At 60.3% G+C, this 19244-nt stretch carries 15 protein-coding genes; 10 read left to right on the top strand and 5 right to left on the bottom strand.

All coding sequences use genetic code 11. The features are described 5' to 3' along the window. The 7 genes from denD (at position 1) to WFJ47_RS13445 (ending at position 7416) form a co-directional block, all read left to right on the top strand. Positions 1-987 carry a D-erythronate dehydrogenase gene (gene denD, locus WFJ47_RS13475; RefSeq protein WP_336763684.1) on the top strand — a complete coding sequence of 329 codons (987 nt, stop codon included), beginning with the start codon at positions 1-3 and terminating at the stop codon, positions 985-987. Positions 988-1067: 80 nt separating this feature from the next. Then, positions 1068-2468, top strand: a complete 1401-nt coding sequence (locus WFJ47_RS13470) for an MFS transporter (protein ID WP_336763682.1) — start codon at positions 1068-1070, stop codon at positions 2466-2468. A gap of 90 nt (positions 2469-2558) precedes the next feature. Beyond that, positions 2559-3218, top strand: coding sequence for an IS66 family insertion sequence element accessory protein TnpA (tnpA, locus tag WFJ47_RS13465; protein WP_062493659.1), 660 nt, complete (start codon positions 2559-2561; stop codon positions 3216-3218). Beyond that, the gene (tnpB, locus tag WFJ47_RS13460) at positions 3215-3577 is read left to right on the top strand and encodes an IS66 family insertion sequence element accessory protein TnpB (RefSeq protein ID WP_062493657.1); all 363 of its coding nucleotides are present in this window, start codon (positions 3215-3217) and stop codon (positions 3575-3577) included. Before tnpA ends, tnpB begins: the two co-directional genes overlap by 4 nt. Before the next feature lie 52 nt (positions 3578-3629). Then, entirely contained in the window at positions 3630-5156 is a 1527-nt protein-coding gene (tnpC, locus tag WFJ47_RS13455) for an IS66 family transposase (RefSeq protein ID WP_062493655.1), read from the top strand. Positions 5157-5294: 138 nt separating this feature from the next. Next, entirely contained in the window at positions 5295-6206 is a 912-nt protein-coding gene (locus WFJ47_RS13450; RefSeq protein WP_006560376.1) for a tyrosine-type recombinase/integrase, read from the top strand. Positions 6207-6225: 19 nt separating this feature from the next. Then, on the top strand, positions 6226-7416 hold the full coding sequence (locus WFJ47_RS13445; RefSeq protein ID WP_336763672.1) for an IS91 family transposase: 1191 nt from the start codon (positions 6226-6228) through the stop codon (positions 7414-7416). A gap of 357 nt (positions 7417-7773) precedes the next feature. On the opposite strand, the gene WFJ47_RS13440 is transcribed toward WFJ47_RS13445, so the two are convergent. From WFJ47_RS13440 to WFJ47_RS13420, 5 genes are all read right to left on the bottom strand, one after another. Beyond that, positions 7774-9084, bottom strand: coding sequence for an MFS transporter (locus WFJ47_RS13440; RefSeq protein WP_336763670.1), 1311 nt, complete (start codon positions 9082-9084; stop codon positions 7774-7776). Positions 9085-9124: 40 nt separating this feature from the next. Further along, positions 9125-12199, bottom strand: a complete 3075-nt coding sequence (locus WFJ47_RS13435) for a CusA/CzcA family heavy metal efflux RND transporter (protein WP_336763668.1) — start codon at positions 12197-12199, stop codon at positions 9125-9127. Between the two features lie 5 nt (positions 12200-12204). Continuing rightward, positions 12205-13374 (bottom strand): efflux RND transporter periplasmic adaptor subunit, encoded by a 1170-nt coding sequence (locus tag WFJ47_RS13430; protein ID WP_336763666.1) that lies wholly within the window; start codon positions 13372-13374, stop codon positions 12205-12207. Continuing rightward, complete coding sequence (locus WFJ47_RS13425; protein WP_336763664.1) at positions 13371-14585, bottom strand: TolC family protein; 1215 nt, start codon at positions 14583-14585, stop codon at positions 13371-13373. Before WFJ47_RS13425 ends, WFJ47_RS13430 begins: the two co-directional genes overlap by 4 nt. Positions 14586-14655: 70 nt before the next feature. Further along, positions 14656-14922: a metal-sensing transcriptional repressor gene (locus tag WFJ47_RS13420; protein WP_062106603.1), complete on the bottom strand. Its 267-nt coding sequence runs from the start codon at positions 14920-14922 to the stop codon at positions 14656-14658. A gap of 178 nt (positions 14923-15100) precedes the next feature. On the opposite strand from WFJ47_RS13420, the gene WFJ47_RS13415 reads away from it, so the two are divergent. From WFJ47_RS13415 to WFJ47_RS13405, 3 genes are all read left to right on the top strand, one after another. Further along, complete coding sequence (locus WFJ47_RS13415; RefSeq protein WP_336763662.1) at positions 15101-16027, top strand: sugar phosphate isomerase/epimerase family protein; 927 nt, start codon at positions 15101-15103, stop codon at positions 16025-16027. A 90-nt stretch (positions 16028-16117) separates the two neighbouring features. Then, the gene (locus WFJ47_RS13410) at positions 16118-17431 is read left to right on the top strand and encodes an MFS transporter (protein WP_336763660.1); all 1314 of its coding nucleotides are present in this window, start codon (positions 16118-16120) and stop codon (positions 17429-17431) included. After that, positions 17425-18588 (top strand): alpha-hydroxy acid oxidase, encoded by a 1164-nt coding sequence (locus WFJ47_RS13405; protein ID WP_336763658.1) that lies wholly within the window; start codon positions 17425-17427, stop codon positions 18586-18588. The genes WFJ47_RS13410 and WFJ47_RS13405 overlap by 7 nt, the downstream gene beginning before the upstream one ends. The last annotated feature ends 656 nt before the right edge of the window (positions 18589-19244 follow it).

The following is a 19244-nucleotide window of genomic DNA, read 5'->3' as shown; positions in this document are numbered from 1 at the left end:
ATGCATATCCTCGTCATTGGCGCAGCCGGCATGATCGGCCGTAAATTCATCGAAAGTCTTACAAGCAGGCCTCTCGAGGGTACGGAGGCCACAACGCGCCTTACCTTGGCCGATGTAGTCGCGCCTGCCGCACCAAACGGTTTTAGTGGCGCGTGTGAGACAATGACCTGCGACCTGACGCAATCTGGCGCTGCCGAAAGGCTTCTGAGTGGTCGCCCCGATATCATCTACCATCTCGCGGCAATCGTCTCGGGCGAAGCGGAAGCCGATTTCGACAAAGGCTATGCGGTCAATCTCGATGGCACACGAACCCTGTTCGAGACCATTCGTCAGATTGGCACACGCGAGGGATGGAAGCCGCGTATTGTCTTCGCCTCATCCAATGCGGTGTTCGGTGGCGACTTTCCCGACGTGATCCCCGATGATTACATCCTCACCCCCCAGACCAGCTACGGTACCCAGAAAGCCATATGCGAGCTCTTGCTGGCCGATTATCGGCGTCGCGGCATTTTTGACGCGATCGGGCTGCGTTTTCCCACCATCTGTGTTCGTCCTGGCAAGCCGAACCGCGCCGCTTCGGGCTTCTTCTCGGGCATCATCCGCGAGCCGCTGGTTGGACAGGAAGCCCTCCTACCGGTACCGGAAACGACGCGTCACTGGATGACGAGTCCGCGCTCGGCGGTCCAGTTCCTGCGGCATGCAGCAACGCTCGATCTATCTCTCCTGGGTGAGCGACCCAACCTCTCCATGCCTGCCTTGTCAGTCACAGTGGGCGAGCAGATTGCGGCACTGCGCCGTGTCGCAGGTGAAAAGGCAGTAGCCCTTATCCGGCATGCACCTGACGAAGCTGTTGCGCGTATCGTCGCTGGCTGGGCGCGTGGCTTCGATCCGCAACGCGCCCTGTCTCTCGGGTTCACGACGGAGCAGAGCTTCGACGCGATCATCCAGGCACATATTGAAGATGAGCTCGGCGGCCGCATTGCCTGAGCACCTTCTTCCCCTGACCGCCTGACCACATCCGCGCCCGAGTCATTTGTCGAAGGGGCGCGCATGAGGAGCCGAGCATCATGACTTCAGAGACGATACAGAACAAAGCGGTGCCCGAGATTCCGGACGCAATGCCACCGCTTGCCGCTCTTTCTCCCTCTTCCCTCTCAGCTCGCATTGCGGATCAGGAAACCCTGCGCAGAGGGGCGACGGGCAAGGCCTTCGCCAAGCTTCTGCCTTTCCTGATCCTGATGTATATCGTCGCATTCCTGGATCGTTCGAATATAGGCTCGGCCAAACAGGCGCTTCATACCGATGTCGGCGTTTCGGACGCCATGTTCGCATTCGGGGCTGGCGTGTTCTTCGTCGGCTATGCCCTGTTCGAGATCCCCAGCAATCTCATCCTGTATCGCGTGGGTGCCCGGCGATGGATGGCCCGTATCATGGTCACCTGGGGCCTCGTATCCGCGGCCATGATGTTCACGCAGGGTAACCTGTCGTTCATCATCCTGCGCATGATGCTCGGCATTGCCGAAGCGGGGTTCTTCCCCGGGATCATGCTTTATCTGACATTCTGGTTTCCCGAGCGGGAGCGCACCCGGGTGCTGGGCGTGTTCTATTTCGGCTATCCCCTCGCCATGACCTTCGGCAATCCGCTATCGGGGGCATTGTTCGGGCTCGATGGAATACTGGGCCTTGCCGGCTGGCAATGGATGTTCCTGCTTGAAGGCGGACTGGCCGTTGCCATGGGGATCGCAACCTATTTCGTCCTCCCCGACAAGCCTCAGGACGTGGCCTGGCTGAGCAACGCTGAGAAAACGGCCCTCTCCGGTATCCTGCAAAAAGAGGCCGCCGAAAAAGAGAGAGCGCATGGCCACGGCATACAACTCGGAGCCCTGCTGCATTCGAGCAAACTGCTCCAGTTCCTTGCGCTCTACATGGTCATGCAGGTCGCAAGCTACGGGGTGGTATTCTACCTGCCCGAACAGGTATCGCTGATCCTTCATGAAAAGATCGGGTTCCGCGTCGGTCTGGTCAGTGGCATTCCCTGGGCTTTCGCCATTCTCTCCACTTTCGTCATCACGCGCCTCGTCCAGAAGCATGATGCGCCGCGCCTCGGTCTTCTGGTCTGTCTGGCCGCAGCCGCGATCGGGCTATGCATATCCGGAGCCGAATCAGGCGTGGTTGCCGTCATCGGTTTGTGCATTGCCGCAGCCGGAGTCGTCACGGTCCAGGCCGTTTTCTGGAATTTCCCTCTCGCCCATTTCACCGGAGTGCAGGCTGCGGGGGCGATCGCACTTATCAACGCTCTCGGCAATCTGGGCGGGTTTGCTGCGCCCAATATCCGCAGCTTTGCCTCCCATCTCTGGGAAACGCCTGTTGCCGGTCTCTACGCCGTCGCCCTCTCCGGGCTGATCGGTTTGGTCATCGCCGCCTTCCTGCCGCGGACCAACCACCAGACACACCGTCCGGCCCATTGAGACCTTTTCCGTAAGCGTCCGGAGATGACACGCTGCGATCCTGCGTGAGGTGTGCCTTAATCGTGCCTCCACTACGGGTATTGGAATGTCATGATTAATCGGAAAGAGGTTTGGCGAGACCGGCTTGTCCAGTTTGCTGAGAGCGGGCTGACGCAGACTGCTTTCTGCAGCCGCCATGGTCTCAGCGCCAAAGCTCTTCGGCTCTGGGCGCGTCGGCTCGGTTTTGTCTGGCCGCCACCGATCAAGGCGTCGATCCCGGACGGGACATCAGGAGAACGGGCTAAGGAATTCTCTGGCTCGTCCAGAACGGATCTTGCGATCCCCGTTGGGGATCTGAAAAGTCTTCTGGCCGTCCGGGTGCGTAAGACATGGACGCCCGAGGAGAGTTTGGCGCTTCTGGTCGACGCCCGGCAATCAGGCATGTCGCTGGATCGCTATGCCAAAATGAACGGTCTGACACCCAGTATGCTGTATCGTTGGCAGAAACAGTTTGCCGATCAACTTGCGGAATGTCCGGCTGATCCCCTGGCACGTCAGCCGAAATTTGCCGCAGTTAAAATCGACGACATGCCTTCCACGTCACAACAGATGGCCCAAACACAAGCCTCTCCACTTGCCTCCAAAGACAAACAAAACTTTGGAGCGTACATTGAAATCGTGCTGCGCAATGGGCGTATCCTGCGGATCACCACTCCGATCGACTTTGAAGCGATGACCCGACTGGCGGATGCGCTTGAGGCTGCGGCATGATCAGCCTCCCACCCCATATCCGGGTTCATGTGGCCCTGGGCTACACCGATTTGCGCAAGGGGATCGACGGGTTGTCGGTGCTGGTACAGGAGACGCTGCGGGCCGATCCGTTCAGCGGGCATGTATTTGTGTTTCGCGGCCGAAAGGCCGGACTGATCAAGCTGTTGTATCACGATGGTAACGGCATGTGCCTGTATGCCAAGCGCCTCGATCAGGGTATCTTTACATGGCCGGTTACGCAGGCCAGCCCCGGAGAACCGGCGACGGTTCTGCTCACCCCGGCCCGATTGTCGATGCTTCTGGAAGGATTGGACTGGCGGGCCCAGGCCCCCGCGCGACGTATGCTGATGGCAGGGTAAAACGCGCCGATTTTTCTTGTATCAACCCGCAGAAAACTGGCATTTTATAGACATGCGGATTGCCCTCGACAGCCTGCCGTTTGACCCGATCACCCTGCAAACCATGGTGCGGGATCTGGCCGGCGCTGTGGATGAGGGGCGGATCGAGATTGATCGCTTGCGGCAGATCATCCGGGAGTTCCAGCGCGCCCGGTTCGGTCGTCGCGCCGAGACACTCGAACCCGATCAGCTTCTGTTGACGCTGGAAGCCGACATACCCAAAACCCCTGTCATTGCACCTACCTCGACGCTTATTACGGAAATCAGCGGCGCTGCACCGATAGTTAAATCCCCGCATCGCAAAGCCTTGCCAGAGCATCTGCCGCGCACGGACGTGACGATCCTGCCCGACGTGACAGCCTGTCTGTCCTGCGGTGGCGCACTGCGCGACGCAGGCACGACCACCAGTGAAATGCTGGACTGGGTTCCGGCCTCGGTGCGGGTCGTGCGGATCAACCGGCCCAAATGCGCGTGCCGCGCCTGCGGGACGCTGCATCAGGCTCCGGCACCCGAGCGCATCGCCGAAGGGTGCCTCGCCACTCCGGGCCTGATCGCGCATGTGCTGACCAGCCGTTATTGCGATCACCTGCCGCTGTATCGCCAAAGCCAGATGTTGGCACGTCACGGTGTCGCTCCCGCGCGTTCCACGCTGACCGATTGGGTCAAGGCCGCCGCCTGGTGGCTGGCCCCGCTGCGTGACCAGCTGATGATCCATGTCTGTGCCGCAGAACGGGTTTTCGCGGATGACACCCCACTGCCCATCCTTGATCCGGGACGTGGCCGGACTAAAACCGGACGGCTCTGGGCCTACACGCGCGACGATCGCCCCTTTGGCGGTAAGGCCCCGCCAGCCGTGGTGTTTTATGCGACACCGGATCGCACGTCCGCTTGGCCGGCACGCCATCTGAAAAGCTATCGCGGCGTTCTGCAAGTCGACGGCTATGCCGGGTTTGAGCAGCTGAGACGGGACGGAAAAATCCATCTGGCGGCCTGCTGGGCGCACACGCGCCGTAAGTTTTACGAGTTGCACCAGACGGGATCACCAATGGCAACCGAGGCTTTGATGCAGATCCGGTCTCTGTATGAGATTGAGGCATCCCTTCGGGGGCTGCCGCCTGATCAACGCAAAACGCTTCGGGATGAGCAAAGTCGACCGCGTGTTGAGGCGCTGGAACTCTGGCTCCGACAAAAACTGGCTTTGCTCCCCTCTCGCGCCAGACTGGCGGAAGCGATCCGCTATGCGTTGAACCGCTGGGACGATCTCGCGCGGTTTGTCGAGGACGGACGCATAGATCTTGACACAAATCCGGTGGAACGGGCCATTCGACCCATCACGCTCGGCCGTAAGAATGCTTTGTTCGCGGGTAGCGAAGGCGGCGCCAACCGATGGGCCATCGTGGCGTCCCTGATCGAAACAGCCAAGCTCAATGGCATTGAGCCGTTCGTCTGGCTGCGTGACGTGTTGACGCGCATGATCGACGGATATCCAGCAGCCCGGATCAGCGAACTGCTTCCATTCCCCCAAAGCGCCAACGGCTGATTTGGGGGGGAGAACGAACCCGCTGCGCGGGATTGGTGCGGTGTGCAGGTCTGTCACCACGGCGTGAGCGATCTGTTTTATTTGGAACTGTCCTGATCGGGCCAAGCACTCTGGCTTCTTCCCACCAGAAGGAGCCGGATGATGACAGAGTCCCTGTGCATTGCTGCAATCAGTCCCCTTCGCCAGCGCCTGCTTGATGACATGGCGGTGCGGCGGTTCTCCCGGGAGACGCAGCGCAATTACCTTCGCGATGTCGGCCGGTTCGCCACGTTTCTGGGCCGCTCACCCCACACGGCAACAGTCGAGGATGTGCGCCAGTTCCAGATTGCGCAGAACGCGGCTGGCATGCCGACACCGACCATGAATGCCATCGTGTCGGCGCTGCGGTTTTTCTTCACCCAGACGCTCGACCGCCCCGACCTTGCACGCAAGCTGGTCCGGGTGGCGCAGCCCCGCAACCTGCCCGTCGTGCTGAGCCGCGATGAAGTTGCCCGGTTGCTCAACGCGACCGTATGCCTCAAGCATCAGGCCGCCCTGTCGGTCGCCTATGGGGCAGGCCTGCGGGTGGCCGAGGTCGCAGCTCTCAAGATCAGTGATATCGACAGCGAGCGCATGCTGCTCAGGGTCGAACGGGGCAAAGGGGGACGATATCGCAACGCCATGCTTCCGGCAGACCTTCTGCCCCTGCTGCGGGAGTGGTGGAAGGCCGGACGCCAGCAGGGCGTGATGCATTCCGGTGGCTGGCTTTTTCCCGGGCAGGACACCATGAGGCCCATCAGCACACGGCAGCTCCATCGTGTGGTTGTCGATGCCGCGCGGGCTGCTTCGATCACCAGACGTGTGGGGCCTCATACCCTGCGGCACAGCTTTGCCACGCACCTGCTGGAGGATGGTGTCGATGTCCGAGTGATCCAGGTTCTGCTGGGTCATTCCCGCCTGGAGACCACGGCCCTTTATACAAAAGTTGCGACACGGACCGTGCGGGCCGTCATCAGTCCGCTCGACAGACTGGGCATGCTGGCGACAACGCAGGCGAGGCCCGACGGCTGATCCCCGGGCGGGGGCGGTCATGTCCGCCTCCCTCGAACTGGGGGACATCTTCCGGGCTGCCGGCCCTGCCTGGCGGTCAGCCCATGCCGGCCGTCTCCCCCTGCAGCAGCTCAAGGTCATGTCGGCGATCGAACACTGTCGCACGGCGGCCCTTGGTGGTCATGTCGCGGCCTGCGGGGACTGTGGACACTGGCGGATCGCCTATAACAGCTGTCGCAACCGTCATTGTCCGCGCTGTCAGGGAAACGCCGCGCGGACATGGCTGGCCGAGCGGGAGGCCGATCTGCTGCCGGTCGGGTATTTTCATGTCGTCTTCACCCTGCCTGCGCGGATCGCCGACATCGCGCTCCAGAACAAGGCCGTTCTCTACGCCCTGCTGTTCCAGGCCGCCTCGGAGACGATGATGACGATCGCCGCCGATCCCCGGCATCTGGGGGCGCGCATCGGCATCACCGCCGTGCTGCACAGCTGGGGTTCGGCGCTGACCCACCATCCCCATGTGCACATGATCGTGCCGGGTGGCGGTCTCTCGCCCGATGGCCAGCGCTGGATCTCATCGCGACCGGCTTTCCTGCTGCCCGTTCGCGTGCTGGGCAAACTGTTCCGCCGCCTGTTCCTGACCCGGCTGCGCGCACTTTTCGATGCCGACCGGCTGGCCTTTCGGGGGCAGCTTGCCCCTCTGGCAGACCGCCGTGCCTTTCTGCGGTATCTGGCCCCTGTGCGCAGCACGCGCTGGGTCGTCTACGCCAAACCGCCTTTTGCCGGTCCTAAAGCAGTGCTGGCCTACCTGTCGCGCTATACCCACCGTGTCGCCATCTCGAACCGCCGCCTCCTGGCGTTCAACGAAAACGGCGTGACGTTCCGCTACAAGGACTACCGGCGGGACACGGCCCATCAGCAGCAGGTCATGACACTCGCCACGGATGAGTTCATCCGCCGCTTCATGCTGCATGTCCTGCCACGGGGATTTCATCGCATCCGCCATTATGGCCTGCTGGCCAGTTCCAGCCGCAAGGCCAGCCTCGCCCGGGTGCGGGAACTGCTCAAGGTCATATCCACACCAGCGCCAGAAGTCCCGGAAGCCGAACCGATCACGCCACCGCCGTGCCCATGCTGTGGTGGTCCGATGATCGTCATCCAGATCCTTCCCCGATGGTGCCAGCCCCGAGGGCCACCACGGGCGACTGATCCGACCGGGGGATCACCATGACAGCCCGCAGATACGACAGCATGACCGATCCCGATGTCGGAGTGGCTCCGCCCCGGCAAACCGGGGCTTCTGTACGCATCACCGGAAAAACCGGGAAAATCGCTGTCTGCACCGCCAGTTCTGTCATCGCGTCATGCAGATCCGGTCATAAAAAACCCGTTCCAGTTCCACAAACGCACCTGTATGCTCTGGCTCAGGCTCTCCCCCGGGTAGCGCCAGTTGCAAATTCCCCATAACTGAGTCCCGGTGTCGCGGGTTCGGTCTTCCCAGACTTTCGTACGCCTCGCGGCGCCCGAAACCCTTCAGGAAAGCGGAAAGTCTGCTTTGCGGCGAAAGTTTTTATACTGGGTGCTCAATTTACGTTTTACGTGGCCATTTTGCGTGCTGGTCGTCGATTACGTAGGAATGCGCGTGTTGGCCATTTTCCAAATCTTTAAGATGTGGATTATCCTCAGAGGAAGAGACGTGTCCGTGTATCAAGGTGTCAGGATCCTGTCTGGGCCAGACGAGTAAAGCTATAACGACGCCCGCTGCTGTCAGTAAACAAAGCAGGAGTGCAGAGACAGGCAATCCATACGCGGCACCAACACGCCCCGCGAGGGGGTAGGCGATAAGCCAGCAAACATGTGAAAGAGCGAACTGGGCAGCAAATAGCGCAGGTCGATCTTCGGCATGAGCGGAGCGACGAAGCAGTCGCCCGGTCGGCGTTTGAGCACTGGAATAGCCTATTCCCAGTAATACCCAAAGCGGCAAAAGCCAGTTGTAGGTGGGGAGGAAGATGGCGAGGCCTGAGCCGACTACAAGCAAACTTGCGCCGCCGAGCATGACGGTGCGATCGGCTATACGGTCCAGGATGCGCGGCAGACCGAACGCTGCCAGCATCGAGCCGCTCCCGAAGCAGGCAAGTGCCAGAGCTGTAGCACGCTGATTCAACCCAAAGTGTCCCTGGACATACACGACTGTGTTCACCAGAACGATCGAGGCTGCCGCTGCCACAGCAAGATCGATCGCGAGCAGGCCACGCAGGCGCGGCGTCGCAAGATAAAGTTTCATGCCACGTGTCGTACGCTCATAAATGCTGCGCGGTTTTGCTGGCTTCGGGCTGGGCAAGGCGACTGAGACAACAAGAGCTGCAGAACACAAAAATCCGATCGCAGTGCCGACGAACAGAAGGTTGAATGACACCAGCGTCAGAAGTGCTGCCGCCAGAAGCGGGCTGATGACACTCTCCATGTCATAAGCGACACGAGAGAGGGAAAGAGCATCTGTGTACTCATGTTCATCGGGCAGGATATCGGGGATCGTCGCCTGAAAGGTCGGTGTGAAAGCGGCCGATGCTGATTGTAGAATAAAGATCAGAGCATAGATTTCCCAGACCGTGCTCACGAACGGAAGGTAGGCGGCGACAGCACAGCGTATAAGGTCGAGTGATACCAGCATGACCCGTCGCGGCAGGCGTTCGGTGAACGCGGCGGCGACCGGCGCCACGCCAACATAGGCAAGCATTTTGATGGCCAGTGCTGTACCCAGCACGGCGCCAGCGTTCTCACCTGCCACGCGAAATGCGAGAAGACCCAGAGCCACAGTCGCAAGCCCGGTACCGATCAGAGCTATAACCTGAGCCGCGAATAGATGTCGGTAACTACGGTGCCGGAGAATGTTCAGCATGACACTCTTTCCTCCCTTGGATTGCAGTCTGTTGGTCTCATCAAGGCGCACTGCCTGTGGAAGATTTGCGGCCGAAAGCCAGCGCATAGAGTGAGGGGAGAACCAGCAACGTGAGAATGGTGGAGGAGACGAGGCCACCAATCACGACGGTCGCCAATGGTCGTTCCACTTCCGCTCCGGCACTTCCGGAAAAGGCCATCGGGAAAAAGCCTAAACTTGCGACTGATGCAGTGGCGATGACGGGACGTAATCGCACGCGGGCAGCTTCGAAGGCCGCTTTGGCCGCAGTCATGCCCTCACCCCGGTAGATCCGGATCTGCGACATCAATACAACGCCGTTCAGGATCGCAACGCCGAACAGCGCGATAAAGCCGATCCCCGCTGCGATGCTGAACGGCATGCCGCGCAGGACCAGCGCCAGAATGCCGCCTGTTGCTGCAACCGGCAGGTTGACGAAGACCAGCGCGGCGGCACCGACCGATGACAGGGCGGCAACCAAAAGCCCGAAGATCAGCGCAAGCGCGATTGGCAGGACGACCGCAAGCCGCCGGGACGCTGATTCCAGGTTACGGAACTGTCCAGCCCAACTCATGCGGTATCCGGGCGGGAGATGTACCTGTCGTGCTACGACCTTCCGGGCTTCGGCGACGAAACTAGCGACGTCCCGACCGCGTACATTGGCCTGGACGATGATTCGCCGCCGCAGACTGTCACGGTCGATACGTGAAGTTCCATCCAGAACCGAAATGTGCGTGACATCTCCAAGAAGAACCCAGCCTGTGCCGTCGGCACGACGCACCTGTATTCGGCCAATCCGGTCCATTGAGCGAACAGCATCCCGTGCGAAACGCACCTGCGTCGGGACAATGGCTTCGTCCAACGTGACGGTGGTGCCAATTCTCCCCCCTACGGCCTCGACTGTCTGGAGAATGTCGGGAACCGCGACGCCAAGACGCGCCGCAGCGTCCCGGTCAACATCGACATGCATGTAGGGAACAGTGCCTTCGCCAGCTGACGTCACGTCGGCCGCACCCCGCACGCTCTCCAAGGCTGTCACCGTTTCGTCCGCCAGATGTGACAAGGTCGCCAGATCATCGCCGTAGATCGAAATGGCAAGCTGGGTCCGTACGCCTGACAGCAAATCGTCCATGCGCATCTGGATGGGTTGAGTCCATGAATATTCGGCATCAGGCAGACGTTCAGCCAGAGCCGCACTCATCTTATCGACCAGTCCTGCTTCGGTGCGCGCTGTTGTCCACTGCGCGCGTGGCTTGAGAAAAATGAAAGTGTCGGTTTCCCCTGTCCCCATCGGGTCGGTGGGGATCGCCGAGGTGCCGGTATTGCTGACGACCGTAGCCACATCGGGGAAGCTCTTGAGAATACGTTCCTGCTCCGTTACGCCTCGGATGACGGTATCCAAAGATGCACTAGGCAGGCGCAACGAGGTCACCAGCAGCGCCCCTTCATCAAGCTGCGGTACAAATTCTCCACCCAGTCGCATTGCCAGCAAGACCGCGACGGCAAACGTGCCTGCCGTGACTGCGATCAGCAGACGACCGTGATGCTCGCTCCAGGCCAGGGCAGGTTCGTAATGGCGGCGAACGAAGCGTACGAACCGCGTTTCGCGCTCTTCTCCCCCGAACCGGATCATCAGTGCAGCCAGGGTTGGTATGCAGACGATGCAGTAGAGAAGCGATGCCAACAGGGCCATGATGACAGTCTGCGCCATCGGCCGGAACATCTTGCCTTCAATCCCTTCGAGCGTAAGGATCGGCAGGTAGACCAGGATGATAATAAGGATCGAGAAACTGACCGGACGGATGACGCTGGTCAGCGCACTTCCAGCCAGATCCTTGAAGGTGCGCTGGTCGTTTGCCTGGCCACGTGTTGTGAGAAGATGCTCAACTACCACAAGGGAGCTGTCCACGATCATGCCGAAATCGATCGCACCCAGACTGAGCAGATTTGCCGAAACGCCAAACCAGCGCATGCCCGCCATGGCAAAAATCAGGGCTGCAGGAATGACCGAAGCGATGACAAGCGCCGCGCGCCAGTCGCCCAGCACCACGATCAACACGACAATGACGAGTGCGGCCCCGAGCGCCAGGTTTTCCTTGACGGTTCCGATCGTCTCTGACGTTAGCGTCGCACGCGTATAGAACGGGTCCAGCGTTACGCCCGGGGGCAGTGATTGTTGGATACCTGGAAGCGCGGCATTGATCGCCGCCAGCGTTGCATTCGAACTGGCGCCATTCTGCATCAGAACCACGCCGTTGACGATCTCTCCCTCTCCGTCACGCGTGACAGCCCCCAGGCGCGTGCGCGCGCCGATACCCACAGTTCCCATGTCACCGACACGAATGACGTGGCCGTTGTGCCCCATCTTGACTGGAATGGCACTCAAGGTCTCCAGCCCCGCGACGCGGGCGCGAGCAACGATAACCTGTTGCTCGTCATGGTGGGCGATCCACCCGCCGCCCGAGGAGGCGTTGTTGGTATCGATCGCCTGCATGATATCATGGACAGACACACCGAAAGCGACCATCCGAGACGGATCGAGTGTCAGCTCGAAGGTCTCCTCGGCGCCACCATTGACGTTGACATCCACCACACCGTTCACCAGGCGCAGTTGTGGCACCACACTCCAGGTCATCAGGCGGTTGAGGTCGGTCAACGAATAGCCAGCACCTTTGATCTGGATTTGCATGATCTCGCCCATACCAGTGGCGAGCGGTCCCATGGAGATGGCGATCCCCGGAACGGATATGGCCTCCCTCGCTGCGGCAAGGCGCTGGCTGACACGCGTGCGATCGAGATCGATGTCGGTTGAATCAGCAAATTGAAGATAGACAGCGGAAACGCCTGTACGCGAAATGGAGCGAAGATCCACCACTCCAGGTATCCCCGTAAGGCTGGATTCCAGCGGAAAAGTAATCAGCCTCTCCACTTCTTCCGTCGCGAGGCCTGGAGCGGTAACTGAGACCATGACCTGCTGCGGCGAGATATCCGGGACGGGTTCCACCGGAAGGCCGGGGATCGTCATCAGTCCGCCGATCAGTAGCGCCGCGACAAGGCCGAGCAACATGAAGGCATTTTTTTGGATGAATTCCAGCATGGGTCTTAGCCGCCGCTCTGATCGGCAAGGAGTGCTGTGCCCTTGAGAGCGAAGCTGCCCGCGCCAACCACCTGCTCGCCGGCATGCAGGTCGCTTTCTATGACCGCCTGATCGTCCGTCGCCAGAAGGATGCGTATTTCATGAGCTTGGAACGCGCCTTTTCCGTCAGGCACATAGACGATGCTATGTCCGGCAATATCCTGGATGGCTGTGGTTGGCACGATAAGTCCCGATACACCATGCGTCGTCTCGATCTGTGCATCGAGCATCTCTCCAGGGCGCAGGGGGATAGTATGATTTTCCACGACGCTGACCACACGTAATAACCCGGTCGCCGGGTCGGCCATGCCGTCGATCGTACTGATCGTCGTAACCAGCGGCGCAACGTTTGCGTTTCCGGACGGACGGACGGTGACGCGGCCTCCGACGGCTAGCATGGCAGCATCCTGCGGTCGGATCTGTGCCACGATCCACACCGTCGACAGATCCGTCACGACCGCGACTGTCTCGCCTGCTGTAACATCTGCTGCAACCGCCGTGGCAAGGCTCTGCACCACACCGTTAACAGGAGAAATCAGCCGCGAATCCTCGCCATGGCCGATGGTCTCCGTCACGGACGTGAATTCCTCGTGCAGGCGATGTTCGATCGTTCCAATGTCGGCCTGACGAGCCGCGAGGGCAGCTTCGGCCTGCTGCCTTGCTGCAAGACGCCGCTGCACCTCGCCGGTCGACACGGTACTACCGTCCAGGGCACGTCCGCGCTGATAGGCTTTGGTGGCTTCGGTTAAGGCCGCTCGCGCAGAGGCTAGCGCGGCGCGGGCCTGATCCTGCTGGAGGTAGAGTTCGTGAAGGGTATGATCCGTGTAGGTGATCATGACCTGCCCCTGACGGACCTGCTGGCCGGGCGTGATCGACACGTCAGTGACCTTACCGCTTCCAGCAGGCCGAATGGCGACGGATCGCGCCGTGTTGCTGGTCACCGAAGCCATCGCCGGTATACTGGCCTGCAGTGTGCCGGATACGACCTGAATGATGGAGAGTTTTTCGCTGGCCTGCGCGGCCGCGTCCAGATGCACGGAGCGCATCCAGATGGCCGTTTCGGCCCGACCGGGAGCTAGCGTGACGACAGACGTGCCCATCAGCAAGGCTGCGGTCAGAAGATATCTGGTTTTCAAGGAAGCGTTCCTGTCGAAATACCGGTTCGGATGATGGCGCCGTGCCAGGATACTTCCGCCTGATTGAGCGCGAGTAGAGACCGCCACGCGTCGGTTCGGGCGCGCAAGGCTTCGATCAGTGGGGTCTCACCCAAGGTCCAGGAGTGCTCGATGGCGTCGGCACGCCGCATCGTCTGCGCGGCGCTCGTACGAGCCTGAAGAAGGGCTTCCTGCGTTCCGGCGAGGCTCGCCATGACCTGGGCGAGTTCGTCATGCACGGCCCTTCGGGCCTGAATTTCAGCGCGCGTTGAGGCTGCCAAACGATCACGCGCGGCCGAGATCTGCGGGGTATGCGTCACATCGCTTGGTAGGGGAATGCGGAAGTTGACCCCGACCTGCGTCGCCCACGGGCTGCCGTACTGTCCCTGATCGATTGCATCAACGCCGATTTCCGGGTTCGGCATGAAACTGGCGCGTGCCAGGCGCATCTGTTCCTGCGCGGCGATGACCTCTCGATGCGCTGATTGCACGCGGGGATCCTGCTCCTCGATCTTGCGCGTGTCACCGAGGGGAACCCGGTCGAGCCATCGCGGATCGGCAGCCATCAGATCTGGCACACCTGGGACGCCCAGAAGCGTTTGAAGGCGGGAACGGGCACTGGCCAACTCGGTGTTCGCCTTCGCGACCTCGCCGCGTGCGTCAGCGAGTTGCGCCGTCACCGCCTGCAATTCCACCGTGCCCACCTCACCATGTCCATGGGCACGTGCTGTCAACTCGGCGATATGCTCGAACGAGCGCACGATCGCATGTCCTGCAATGACCCGACGTTCAGAGAGGATGACGGCACCCGTTTGTTCGAGAACACGAACCGCGACAGCCATCCGCTCGACATCGACGCGCGACAACACCGTCTTGGAATCAGCTTGCGCCACGCGCTCTGTCGCGCTGCCCTGGCCGGGGAGCCAGAGCGGCACGGACACGCCGCCTTGCCAGGTGATGTAGCCGAGATTGGTGCCTGCGGCGCGGTCGTCATAATAACTGCCGGTCAGGACGGGGCCACCCGCGAACCAGGACCGCGCCGCCGCAGCGCGCGCGTCCGCCGACTGGGTATTCGTCACCAGTTCGCGGCGAACCGGATCGTTTTCCCATGCCGCGACCAGCGCAGCATGAAACGGAATGACCGTGTTGTCAGCCGCGAGAGAGACAGGGGGCCGCAGGAGAGCGGCGCCCACGCAGGACAGGACACAAATCCTGCCGCCCCACGATCCAGGATAAAACCGCGAGGAGATCATGCTCGATTGCTCAAAAATATTTGGTGAGGAAGGAAAATTCTTGCATCGCGTCTTCACGGGTCATTTTCCCGTCCGCGATGGCGTCGATGATGCAGTGCTCAAGATGATCCTGAACCAGCAGTCGCTTGGCACCTCGGATCGTACTTTCGATCGCTTCGAGTTGCTGCGCCAGGTCTGAACATGACCGCCCGGCATCCATCATCTCCATGACTTTTGCGAGGTGCCCGTGCGCCTGTTTCAGGCGGCGCTTGATGAGAGGGTGAGTTTCATGTGCCATGCCTTTTCCCTACCCTATAGGGGAGGGTATGTGTCAATCAAAAATATGCTAATGTCTGGTCGGCTCTACGGAGAGTCATTTGGGCGTTTGAATGTCCGAGATGAGGCGTAAGCAGCCGTCAATCGTGCAATTCTCGGACGCTTACCCTTTTCCTCTCTTCCAGCCAAAGGAGATAACAATGTCTTCCCCTTTCAACCGCACCAACTGGCCCATTGCCGCAGCCATGATCCAGTATGCGAATATCCTGCCGGACGGCTCGAGCGTTCAGGATCAGACACCCGAAGAATGGGCCGCTACACTGGCTGAAGTCACTGATGCGGGCTTTACCGAGATCGACCCCACGGATTCCTGGATCAGGCTCGCTGATCTCCCCGCAGAGCGACTGGCCCTTTTCGCGTCGCTCGTGAAGGAGGCCGGTCTCACAATGCCAGGGCTCTCGACTGCGCGGCGCTCCATCATCGATCCGGAACAGGCGGATGAAAATCTCGCCTATAGTCATCGCGTGATCGATACCGCCGCGAAGCTCGGGATCAAGGAGGTCTCTTTCGGTCTTTTCTATCCCCTGACCCCCGCGCAAAAAGCCGCCTTGTGGTTCTGGACCGCACAGGGAACGGTCAACCCGGATGACACGACGACCTGGAACCTTGCGGTCGCCCGCATTCGCGAACTGGCACGTCATGCGCAGGAGGTCGGGGTCGGGCTCTCGCTTGAGATGTATGAAGATACCTATCTGGGCACGGCAGAGAGTGCCGTCCGCTTCGTGCAGGATGTCGACCACGCCAGCGTAGGGATCAACGCCGATCTGGGTAACCTTGTCCGGCTGCATCGCCCGGTCGAGCATTGGGCGACGATGATGCAGAAAGTGGCGCCGTTTGCGCGCTATTGGCACGTGAAGAATTACTATCGCACTGAAGATGCCACCACGGGCATGGTGGTCACGGCCCCTGCCCCACTCGAATTCGGCGTGATCAGCTATCGGGCGGCCATTAAAATGGCACTCGCCCACGGGTTCAAAAGTGCCTTCCTGGTCGAGCATTATGGCGGTGACGGTCTGAGCGTAAGCGCGACCAACCGCGCTTATCTGCGTCGCATTCTGCCGAGATAACGCGGCGTTCTCTCTGCAAGGTCCCGATATGCGGACCTTGCAAAGGACAGCCCTCTCGCCATCCTTCCTCTCTGGTGCAGGAGAGAGATCATGCCCCGTCTGCGTTGGCTGATGATCATCCTCTGTTTCGCTGCGACCACCATCAACTACATCGATCGGGCAACGATCGCCATTGCAGCCCCGTTCATGGCGCGCGAATTACACATCGATCCGGCCCTCCTTGGCATCATCCTCGGTGGTTTCTTCTGGACTTATGCCTTCATGCAGCTGCCATTCGGTATGGTGGTGGATCGCGTCGGGGTCCGCGCAGCTTATGCGCTTGCCGTGATATGGTGGTCGGTCTGTACCGCCCTGACCGCTCTGGTCCGCGGGCCGCTGAGTATTCTCGGTCTGCGCCTTGCTCTGGGTATAGGTGAGTCGGGCAGTTATCCTTCGAATGCCAAGGTCGCCTCGCTCTGGTTCCCCAAAAGCGAGAGAGGCCTCGCTGCCGGGATCTTTGACAGCGGGTCACGGGCGGGCTCTGCGGTATCAATGCCGCTGGTTGCCCTGCTGATTGCTCTTCTCGGCTGGCGCCTTGCCTTTGTCGCAGCGGGATGCCTCGGGCTGGTCTGGGTCGTCTTCTGGTTTGCGCTTTATCATGACCCGGACAGACATCCCCGACTTCCCGCTGGAGAGCTGGCAACGCTGAGAGCAGCCCAGCCCACTCCCGTACGTGCCGCCCCGGGAGCGTGGCGGTTGATGCTCAGGCACCGAACGGTGTGGGGCATGATGCTTGGCTTCTTCTGCGCCAATTTCGTCTTCTATTTTTTTGCCACCTGGTTTCCGAGCTATCTCGTGAGCGCGCACGGGTTTTCGCTCAAGGATCTGGGGCTCATCGGGATGATCCCGGGCGTTGTCGCCATTCCGGCAGCCTGGCTGGGCGGTTGGACCTCTGATCGGCTCCATCATAACGGATGGAGCCTCACAGCGGCACGCAAGACCTGCCTCGTGGGTGGGCTCGTACTTTCCTCTGTCATCGCTCTGACTGCCTTCGTCACCCAGACCTGGTTGTGCATCACCCTTTTGTCGGTTTCCTTCGGCGGTATTGCCTTCACTGGGGCCAATATCTGGTCTCTTCCAGCCGATATCGCGCCAAGCCCCGACCTCGTGGCTACTCTGGGCGGCCTTCAGAACAGTGCCGCGAATATCGCCGGGATCGTGATTGCGAGCTTTACCGGACTGATGGTGAGCCTGACACATGGGTCATTTCTCATCCCGCTCTGCGCAACCGGGGGATTTGGCCTGCTCGGCGCCGTTTCATACCTCTTCATCGTGGGGCCGATTGAGCCACTCCCCCTCGATCCCCCCAAGAAAAACGCGCCTGAACGGGCCGCCATAGCTGCACGAGTATCGACACCATGCTGAAACTGCTTCGTTCGCTCGACAATGCGATCCTTAACCTCAATGATTTGGAGAGCCTTGCGCGCCGTCATCTTCCCAAAGCGATCTTCGGCTATGTTCAGGGCGGCGCCGATGACGGCACAACGATCCAGCATAATCTGCGTGCACTTGACCGACTGCGTATGGTTCCGCGTGTGCTGCGCGACGTTTCTGCCTGCTCGCAGCAGGTCACACTATTTGGTCAGAGTTTCGCCAGTCCGTTCATGATCGCGCCTATGGGTGCGTCCGCCATTGTGGGTCATGACGCCGATAATGCGATGGCACGCGCTGCCAGATCCGCTCGCATCCCGTACATCCTCAGTGCAAACGCAATCACACCCATCGAAGAGATCGGGCGGGCCTATCCTGGATGCTGGTTTGCGGGTTACCAGAAGCCTGATGAAAGCAACATCGAACGGATGGTTGCACGCGTCTCCGATGCTGGCTTCTCGGCCTACTTCCTGACGGCTGACGTTGCCGTTGGCTCCAATCGGGAAAACAACCGGCGAAATGGCTATACCATGCCGTTTCGTCCAACTGCCCGCCTCGCTTTAGACATGGTACGCCATCCCTCCTGGCTCTACCGCACAGGGTGGAGGACGTTCAGACAACGCGGTCTGCCCCGTATCAGCAATATCGACCCGGTTGCGCGTCCCTCTATTTTCTCGCGCGAGATCAACGCCGTAACCGGTTACCCGCATTTCAGCTGGAAACACGCTGAGATGATTAGGCGTCGCTGGAAAGGGGCCTTCATCATCAAAGGCATCCTATCACCAGAAGACGCGCGACTGGCGCGCGAGATGGGCGCCGATGGGATCGTGGCTTCCAATCATGGCGGCAGACAGCTCGATTGCGCGGTGTCGCCGGTCGAGACGCTCTCCCGCATACGGGAAGTTTGTGGCGATATGACACTGCTCGTCGATAGCGGCTTCAGGCGCGGTACCGACGTCATCAAAGGCCTCGCCATGGGGGCCGACAGCGTATTGATAGGCCGTCCCTTTCTCTACGCTGCGGCCTTGGGAGGCGAACAGGCCCTCAAACACGCCATTACTCTGCTCCAGCGCGAGATCCATACAGATATGTGCCTGATGGGCGTGGAGGATTGTCAGGCACTGCGCGAGCAAACCGTTTTCTTCGAGTAATCTACACGCGAAGCGCATTCATCGCGCTCGGATCGCCTGCGCGGACTTGGGTCCCACCAGTGTGCGAGACATCGTGAAGCATGTCGGATGGCTCTCTCTGTGCATGGGGGCGGATAGCCCGACGATACATTGCCGATTGAGCCACGCTCTGAGATCGCTTCTTCTGTGCAGCAGTTTGCGGCTATCACGAAGCGTATCTAGGGGGGACGGATCATCCTGATCATAAACCTTCCCTCTCCCATCATTGGCGATAGGCTAAGGATATATGGGCGCTTCAGTCTTGGCCCCTCTGCTGCTCTTCGTTGTCAATGACGCAGGCTTTTCTGCTCTGGCGACCTGTATGAAACCGTACCAACATTGCATGACCTAATGGACGCCTGAGCATACATCGAGCCTATGGCGGTTCCTTGCCTTAGCGGCGCACTCCTGACGTGTTTCTCTTTTTTTTGCTGTGTCTTAGCCCTGATCCAGGCAGGGGTGGGGATGTATTTGGAAGGATATTCCCCAAATCGCCCACTACGGGTGTGCTTATTGGCCGCTGTGCACGTTCTATGTGCAGGGCGCTGTGCACTACGCTGCTGAGTACGTCTGTATCTGTATGTGTGGGGATTTGGTTGCGGGGGCAGGATTTGAACCTGCGGCCTTCAGGTTATGAG

Origin of the sequence: Asaia sp. VD9, from assembly GCF_037150015.1 — a bacterium.
Lineage (GTDB): Bacteria > Pseudomonadota > Alphaproteobacteria > Acetobacterales > Acetobacteraceae > Asaia.
Note: the sequence above shows the minus strand (reverse complement) of the source record. Positions and strands in the feature narration are given on the sequence as shown.